The organism is Flavobacterium sp. 1355 (assembly GCF_017833415.1).
Lineage (GTDB): Bacteria > Bacteroidota > Bacteroidia > Flavobacteriales > Flavobacteriaceae > Flavobacterium.
The window spans coordinates 50,864-59,196 of record NZ_JAFICC010000022.1 but is presented as its reverse complement, the minus strand read 5'-3'; the positions used below and the strand labels follow the sequence as shown (position 1 = coordinate 59,196).

General features: G+C 34.6%; 6 protein-coding genes. 3 read left to right on the top strand and 3 right to left on the bottom strand.

The features are described from left to right. Window positions 1-84: 84 nt before the first annotated feature. From JOD96_RS21645 to JOD96_RS21635, 3 genes are all read left to right on the top strand, one after another. Window positions 85-375: a GIY-YIG nuclease family protein gene (locus JOD96_RS21645; protein ID WP_209566320.1), complete on the top strand. Its 291-nt coding sequence runs from the start codon at window positions 85-87 to the stop codon at window positions 373-375. Between the two features lie 488 nt (window positions 376-863). Further along, window positions 864-2,357: an MFS transporter gene (locus tag JOD96_RS21640; RefSeq protein ID WP_209566319.1), complete on the top strand. Its 1,494-nt coding sequence runs from the start codon at window positions 864-866 to the stop codon at window positions 2,355-2,357. Window positions 2,358-2,367: 10 nt separating this feature from the next. Next, window positions 2,368-2,595 carry a DUF6814 family protein gene (locus JOD96_RS21635; RefSeq protein WP_209566318.1) on the top strand — a complete coding sequence of 76 codons (228 nt, stop codon included), beginning with the start codon at window positions 2,368-2,370 and terminating at the stop codon, window positions 2,593-2,595. Between the two features lie 69 nt (window positions 2,596-2,664). Here the strand turns inward: JOD96_RS21635 and JOD96_RS21630 are convergent, their stop codons facing one another. The 3 genes from JOD96_RS21630 to JOD96_RS21620 all read right to left on the bottom strand — a co-directional run bounded on the left by JOD96_RS21630 (window position 2,665) and on the right by JOD96_RS21620 (window position 8,330). Further along, on the bottom strand, window positions 2,665-5,532 hold the full coding sequence (locus JOD96_RS21630) for an alpha-amylase family glycosyl hydrolase (RefSeq protein WP_209566317.1): 2,868 nt from the start codon (window positions 5,530-5,532) through the stop codon (window positions 2,665-2,667). A 76-nt stretch (window positions 5,533-5,608) separates the two neighbouring features. Next, a complete protein-coding gene (locus tag JOD96_RS21625; RefSeq protein ID WP_209566316.1) occupies window positions 5,609-6,706 on the bottom strand; it encodes a SusE domain-containing protein in 1,098 nt (365 codons plus the stop codon). Window positions 6,707-6,725: 19 nt separating this feature from the next. Next, window positions 6,726-8,330, bottom strand: a complete 1,605-nt coding sequence (locus tag JOD96_RS21620; RefSeq protein ID WP_209566315.1) for a RagB/SusD family nutrient uptake outer membrane protein — start codon at window positions 8,328-8,330, stop codon at window positions 6,726-6,728. Window positions 8,331-8,333: the final 3 nt, after the last annotated feature.

Sequence of the window (8,333 nt, the reverse complement as noted above, 5' to 3'; positions counted from 1 at the left end):
AACTTCAAAAGCTCTATAGGGGTCATATAAAATTCTTAGATTGCAAAGTTCTTGTTTTATTTTGACATTTCCTCCCCAAGCTTTGTGCTTCATCCCTTATATATACTGTATTCAAATTCTTCTGAAAAATTTTACATAGGACAAACAACCAACTTAGAGGAAAGAATTTCAAAACATAAAAATCATTTCTATTTAAATTCTTTTACCAAAATTGCAAATGATTGGGAAGTGGTCCTGACTTTTATCTGCAGTAATAAAGAAGAAGCTATATATCTTGAAAGTTTCATTAAAAGAATGAAAAGTAAAATTTTCAACAACAAAATAATCGCAGATCCATCTATTTTAAAAGATATCTTATCGAAGAGAAAATCTTAATTTGTCCCTGGTTCTCCCGAAGCCTCGGGACTGGAGGCACCACCAAAACCCACTCACTGAGTGGGTTTTTTGTTTTTTCTAATTTTCTAATTTTCCTGAGCACCGCACTACAATCAATTTATCATCTTCCACCATAGCCCAAGGTTTCAACCTTGGGATACGATTGTGACAATATAATCGGTAATAATATTTGTCCCAACGGTTTCAACCGTTGGCTATGTTGTAAAGATGATGTCTCTTTTACCCCAAGTACAACATTTCTGTTAGGCAGATTTATTTTATATTGTCTTACTCCAAAATTTACTCTCTGGCTAGTTTCTGAAACCTTTTTTTTTAGTTCATGAAAACTCAAATTACTATTAAAAAGTGTAAAGTCAACAATTATTTTGTTTTTGTTAAAAAAGTATCAACTAAATAAAAAAATATCTTATATATTCGTAAAATCATACTTTATAATTTTATTTAGCATCAAAAACACAGAGCGTTTTATGAGTAAAACTTCAACAAAAGGCATTTGGAAAGTAATTTCGGCCTCATCTATGGGTACAATGATTGAATGGTATGACTTTTATATTTTTGGAAGTCTTGCTGTTGTAATTTCAACCAAATTTTTCCCAAGTGACAATCCAACAGCTGCATTTTTATCTACATTGGCCACTTTTGCTGCCGGATTTGTTGTACGCCCTTTTGGTGCTTTATTTTTTGGCAGACTTGGCGATATCATTGGTCGTAAATATACTTTTATGGCTACCTTATTATTAATGGGTGGTTCTACATTTTTAATTGGCTGTATTCCGAGTTATGAAACTATAGGTTTTTTGGCTCCTTTATTAGTACTGATCCTGCGCTTATTACAAGGGCTTGCGCTTGGTGGCGAATATGGCGGTGCAGCTACTTATGTAGCCGAACATGCTCCTGTGGGAGAAAAAGGATATTGGACTTCCTGGATTCAGACTACCGCAACAGTTGGGTTATTTATTTCACTGATGGTGATTCTGGCAACAAAGAATGCTTTATCTGCTGAAGATTTTGATTCCTGGGGATGGCGTGTTCCTTTTTGGGTTTCTATTGTTATGGTTGGTGTTTCTTATTTGATACGTAAAAACATGGATGAGTCACCTGTTTTTGCCAAAGCAAAAAAAGAAGGAACTACAAGTGCCAATCCGTTAAAAGAAAGTTTTGGAAACCGATATAATTTAAAATTTGTTTTACTGGCCTTATTTGGCGCTACAATGGGACAGGGTGTCGTATGGTACACAGGGCAATTTTATGCCATGAGTTTTATGAAAACCGTAATGAATATTGACTCTTCTCAGGTAGACACCCTATTGGGAATTGCTTTATTATTAGGTACACCATTTTTTATTGTTTTTGGATGGCTGAGTGACAAAGTTGGCAGAAAGTACATTATGATGAGCGGTATGCTGCTGGCAATTTTATTTTACAGGCCTATTTATAAAATGATGTATAATACAACAGACATTAGCTATAAAACAGAAATCACAGATAAAACAACAAAATCAATTGAAAATAAAAATAGTGGAGGTTATACACTAACAACTCAAAAAATATATACTGACGGTACAACCGCTGTAGAAAAAAAATCATATATTCCTACTAAAGAAGCACAAACAAGCATTTCTGTTACCATTAATTCCAGTGATGAATGGACGTTAATATTTTTGGTTTTCATTCAGGTTTTATTTGTGACAATGGTTTATGGGCCAATTGCTGCATTTTTAGTAGAAATGTTTCCGACAAAAATCAGGTATACTTCGATGTCATTACCTTATCATGTTGGAAATGGAATTTTTGGAGGTTTACTTCCTGCTATTTCTACTTATCTTGTATCGCAAGCAAAGGATTCGGGTAAAACTGATTTTTATCTTGATGGGCTTTGGTATCCTATCATTATCGCTTCGGTTTGTTTTGTAATTGGAATGATTTACATCGATAATAAAAATAAAACTAATCACCTTTAAATTAAAAAAAATGAATACAATTAAGCAAGCTTTAGGAGTTATATGGGTGATATTGGCAGTTTCTGCTGCTTATTTTTGCGTTTTCGAATTTGGATTACCAAAATTACTTTCAGACAAACAAGATGATTTGGTTTTTGGTATTATAATCCTTTTTATTCTGACTCCGCTAATTGTTTTAGGGCTGGGAACTTTTGGTTATTTTGCCGTAATTGGTGAATATAATAATAAGAAAAAATAATCTGAAAACAGATTTAAATAAAAAGGCTGCCTATTTATAGACAGCCCTTTCACCATTACTAACAAACCATTATTTTTTGATGAATTTCATCATCTGTATTTTTTTATTTTCATCAACAGCTTTTACAAGATATAATCCGGTTTTTAAATCTGCTACATTAAACTGAAAGTCTAAATTTCCGTGAGTGGCAAAACTTTTTACCAATTGTCCGGTAACAGAATAAACCTGAACTTTTGTTGTGGTTACATTTAAAGTAAAATAATCTGTAACCGGGTTAGGATACAAATTAACCGAATTCTCTTTTTCAAAATCAGCTATTGCTAAATTTGCCTGTTTATTACCATAAATTCTGTATTCACCTGCTGCAAGGCTTATCGGAGCATTTACATCTGCAACATTTATAGTTGTATTGTCCATTAGATTATACCAGACACCTGTGTATTGAAAACCTGTCGCAACATTTTGTGTCGTTACATCAAAATTTGCCACAATAAGAACATCTTTTAGCTGCGTTGCCGCCAGATTTGGATTGGTAATTTTTATATTAACGCTTAATGAATTTGCATTGGCAATAGTTGGTGTTCCTAGAAATACTGGTTCTGCAATTTTAAGGGTAATCATTTTTGACCAATCATTGTAAATTTTATTTCTGTTTGAATCTCCCTGCCAGTTTTCAACCCATTGCGGCTGTGGCTTTGTGTCTAATTTACAATCTCCGGGAATAGTTCCTGACGAGTCATTTACAGTACCATTATTACATGTAAAAATAGATTCATCCCATCCTAATTCTCCAAAATGCCATATCATCTTTGGACCGGGAACTAATAAAGAAACTGCTCCAATAGCCGACATTCTTGTCAATGCTGTATTTAATGTTTTTACATTATAACTTCCCGCAGAAGCTCCGTACTGAACATTTTTATACATTAATCGTTCTTCATCATGACTTTCTGCATAACCCATTAGACGGTTTGCCACAAAACCGCGGCTTGAGCTTGTCATTCTGGAAATGTTACTCGTATATCCCATAGACAATTTATTATAAGGATCTGTCATTTTACCCCACATCATAACTCCTTTACCAGGTGTTTCGCTAACTCTGTAATCTGCCCATTGTTTTTCTTCAGCATCTGTACCCAAATGTTCAAAAATGGTATAATGTGTCGGGTCTAAACTCCACGAGTAATCGGCATATTTTTTAAGAATATCTACCCTATCCTGCTGATAAGCATTAGTACAAGATTCATCAGAGTCAGTACATGCTTGTGTAAATCCTTTTGTTAAATCCCAACGAAAACCATCAATTTTGTATTCTTCAATCCATTGTCTTACTACACGCTCTACATAATTTTGAGTTCTTAGCGATTGATGATTAAAATCTTCTCCTACACTATAAGTATGTTTAGCTGTCATATTAAAATAAGGATTTTCAGCTGTTGGCGAACCAAAACCATCACCATCCGGGTCGTTCATCCACATTCTTACCATCGGATTTCTTCCAAAGGCATGATTTAAGGCAACGTCCAGAATAACCGCAATTCCGTTTTGGTGACATACATCGATTAATTCTTTTAATTTATCTGAAGTACCATAAAACTTGTCCAAAGCCATGTGAAACGAAGTATTATAACCCCAGCTTTCATTGCCTTCAAACTCCATTACAGGCATTAACTCGATTGCATTGATTTTTAAATTTTTAAAATAATCAATCTTATCTATTAAACTTTGATAATTTCTTGCAGCATCAAAATCACGAACCAAAACCTCATAAACTACCAGCTTTTCTTTCTCTGGTTTAGTAAAATTCGTAATCTGCCAGTTATATGGAGTCTGACCTGTCTTGAAAACTGTAACCTCAAAATTTTGCCCGGTTGGATAAGCCGGTAAATTTGGGTAGTTTGCAGCAGGAATTGTAGAGTCATCATAAGGTGATAAAACTAAAGTCGAATATGGATCAGCAGTTTTTACCATCGCTGGTGAATTTGCTAAAGGAGTGGCATCAACAACCCAATATTGATATGTGTTATTTGTTCCCGAAACTAATCCTGTCAGTTCTAACCAAAATTTTCCTGAAGCCGGATCTTTTTTCATAGCATACGCCGATGAAGGCTGCCAGTTGTTAAAACTTCCGGCCACGTAAACAAAATCTTTTAACGGCGCATCTAAAACCAAAGTTGCTTTTGTTGCATCAGCAGAATTATAATTAATTCCATCAACTAAACCCACAGGCATGGCTTCAGAAACCGTATTTGGATTTACTATTACAGAAAACTTTTTAGAAATAGTAACTCCTGCTTGTGTTGCCAACAATTCGTAACTCTGATTACTTATGACGTTATTATGCAAATAGGAATAATTAACTGTACTTGCAATTGTATTTATTGTGGTACCGTTGGCTTTTAAAGTATAACTCGCAGCCCCGTTTGTATTTGTAGCTGCAATGTTGAAGTTGGAGCCAGAAGTAATAATTGTAGCACTATTTTGCAAAGGAGCGGTCAATGTCACCTGAAAAGAGCCAACTTCGACTAAAATATCCTGTGATTTTTTATCTCCGTTTCCGTTTTTAGCTTTTACTAAAAAACCTATTTTTCCAATATTGGTTGTATTATAATAGGTGGTTGGTGTAATAGTTTTTGTATACGTATCTGCTCCGGCATTATAAGTAAATACGCTTGCATCACTTGAGTTGTCCCAGGCCCCGTTATCCGGAGTGCCTTTCTGAGTTGTATCATTTGTATCAAAAGCCCAAGCCCATAGATACAATTTGTTGTCGGTTACACCCCAAGTTGATTCGTTTATACTGCTTCCGTTAATTGTAATTGTTATAGAAGTAGTCTCGTCGAAAGTAGATGGGCTTACGGAATATGTTGCTGTTTGCTGCTGCGCAAAAGAAATTGCTGACAACAAAAGAAATAGTAATAGTATAGTTTTTTTCATAATACGGTTGGTTTAGTTAGTCTGATTAAAAAAGGGCTACCTTACAGATAGCCCTCTTTGTATAAAGAAAGTTTTATTATTGATTAGGAATCATTAAATAACTTCCGTCCAAATCATTAAAATAAATAACATATTTAGATTTTGATACTGGTATATTGTCACCAGTTCCTCCTCCTGAGAAAGGAGTTTTTCCTCCCCAAGAAACATCCCAAGCATCATTTGCTCTAAATTTCATTTCACCATCATTTAATGAAGTTACACCAAGAGACCAAATGTGACCATTAAAAGAAGATTTTACCATTGCAGTTGAAGCATCCCAACCTTTAGCAGTACTGCTTCCAATAATACCAACTGTCGCATAACTTATAGCAGCAGATGCATCGTAAGTTGTCAATGTGTAGGTTAACTTTTGAACATCCATTTTAAATTTGTAGTATCCATCAGCAGGAATTTCGAAGCTTGCAGGATCTGCATCAGCATCTGTTCCTCTATAAACCAAAGAACCGTTAGCTCCTCCGTACATTGGAGCCCAATTACCTAAGTTTTTAATAGCTTTAAAATATCCTTTTTTAAAGAATCCTGTGAACACATATTCATTAACATTTGTTCCACTTCTGAACAAAATTTGGTTTCCTTTATTATTATCCCAGCCCGAAACAGTTGCATCACCAACTAAGTACCAATCATTAAAATCATAAGGAACTTTTCCTGTGTAAGGAGTTACAGTCATTGTAATTAAACCTTTTGATAACTGAACAAATCCACCAGAAACATTTGATGCAATTTTCACATCATATTCGGCTGCAACTTCTGGTTGTCCTCCTAAATCAATTGCTGCCTGATTTAAATCTTTTGCAAGTACAGACACTTCTTTAGCACCATTAGTAGTTGTTGCCAGAGTTTTTGCGGCTGTAAAATCGCCACCTTTTTTATCTATTAACAGAGTATACTTTATTGCTACCTGAGAAGAATATTCTGCAGCCGACCAAGTAAACTTAGCAACCTCCTCAGATGCTTTATTAACATCTAAGACAAAACTTTGTCCTGTTGCCGGAGCAGTAATTTCTGGTGTAGAAACAGCATCAAGAATTGTTCTTTCATCAACAGCATCAGCATTACATGAAACTGCCAACACACCAACAAATGCGATTAATATTTTATATATATTTTTCATTTTAATGTTTTATAAAATGTTAGTATCCTGGGTTTTGTTCTAATGTTGGGTTTGCCTGAATATTTCGTGCAGGAATTGGCATTAGGTCTCTGTATGATTCTGTAGTATTACCATTCATAGAACCACCTTTCCACTGCCAGATTTTAGATCCTCCTGTGAATTTTCCAAAACGAATTAAATCAGTTCTTCTTTTACATTCCCAGAATAATTCTCTCCCTCTTTCATCCAGAATAAAATCAAGTGTTAATTGAGGAAGTGTAATTGTTTGTGCATTTGCTCTGGTTCTAATTTGATTAATATAACCTAAAGCTGTATTAAGGTTTCCAGTACTAGCCCCTCTAAGAGTTGCTTCAGCATACATTAAATAAGCATCTGTTAACCTAAACATTGGGAAATCAATATCCGGGATATCATTTCTTTGAGCTGCAGAACCGTCTGAATTTACATTGATGTATTTTGTTACAGCATAACCGTCTGTAAAAGTTCCAACATTGTTAATGTCCTTTGACTGACCATCTGTATAGAAAGTTCCTCTCTTATCTGCTGTTGCTGTTTCGTCAGGAAAAAGATTTACAAACTCTCTACGGGTTCTGATTCCTTGCCATCCACCATCCATACCTCTTGAAGCGGCATTCATGCTACCACCGATAGAAGCGTGCATAATAAAACTCATTCCTCCTCCTGTAGCTCTAATAGCGTTACCATCTCCAATAATTGGGAAAATAAATTCAGACTGAGCACCATTTCTATTATTATCTGCAGAGAATAAATAACTGTAAGGAACATTTGCGAAAGTATATCCTGAATTAATAACTTCACTACATAATGTAGCTGCTTCATTATTTCTTTCAGTTCCAGTATATACTTTAGAGTTTAGATAAATTTGTGCTAATAAAAATTTAGCAGCTGTTTTATCAACTCTACCATACTCATTTTGTCTAGAATCTACTAAACTATTATTTAAATCTTTCAGTTCAGATTCAATAAAAGCAAAAACTTCAGCTCTTGACTTTTGTACCGGATAAAAGAATCCAACAGGATCATTTTCTGTTGTAATTGGCACATTTCCGAACAAATCCATTAAGTTATAATAGGAGAAAGCTCTTAAAAAACGAGCCTCTGCCCTAAATTTAGCGATATCAGCTTTTAAATCTGCATCAACACCTCTTGCCTCTAATTTTTCATCTGTAGTTTGTCTTAAAAACTCATTAGCAACACTAATATGATAGAAAGCTCTTGAAAAAGTTCCTTCCAAAAATTCGTTAGCAGGAGCCCATGTTTGAGAATTCAAAGTTGGTAAAGTACCATCTGCCCATGCAATAATTGCTTCATCAGTAGAAAATTCCTGAGTTACAAAAAGTAATCGTAAGTAACTGCTAAAATCACCTCCAAGTCCTGCAATATCTGGTGAACCATCACCATCATTACCTCCTACATACAAACCTGCATATAGTTTTGCCAATACCTGTTTGTATGATGCAGGATCCTGAAAAAATGTTTCAGATAAAAACTCATCATCATCCTTTGGCGTCACGTTTAAATCGTCCGTACACGATGTAAGCGTCATACTTAATCCTAAAACGAATAGGAAAAAATAAGATATATATTTAAATGATATTTTCATTTT

Bases quoted from the DNA above. Each gene is read 5' to 3' on its own strand.
- JOD96_RS21640 (WP_209566319.1), top strand. From the start codon at position 864: ATGAGTAAAACTTCAACAAAAGGCATTTGGAAAGTAATTTCGGCCTCA.
- JOD96_RS21635 (WP_209566318.1), top strand. From the start codon at position 2,368: ATGAATACAATTAAGCAAGCTTTAGGAGTTATATGGGTGATATTGGCA.
- JOD96_RS21630 (WP_209566317.1), bottom strand. From the start codon at position 5,532: ATGAAAAAAACTATACTATTACTATTTCTTTTGTTGTCAGCAATTTCT.
- JOD96_RS21625 (WP_209566316.1), bottom strand. From the start codon at position 6,706: ATGAAAAATATATATAAAATATTAATCGCATTTGTTGGTGTGTTGGCA.
- JOD96_RS21620 (WP_209566315.1), bottom strand. From the start codon at position 8,330: ATGAAAATATCATTTAAATATATATCTTATTTTTTCCTATTCGTTTTA.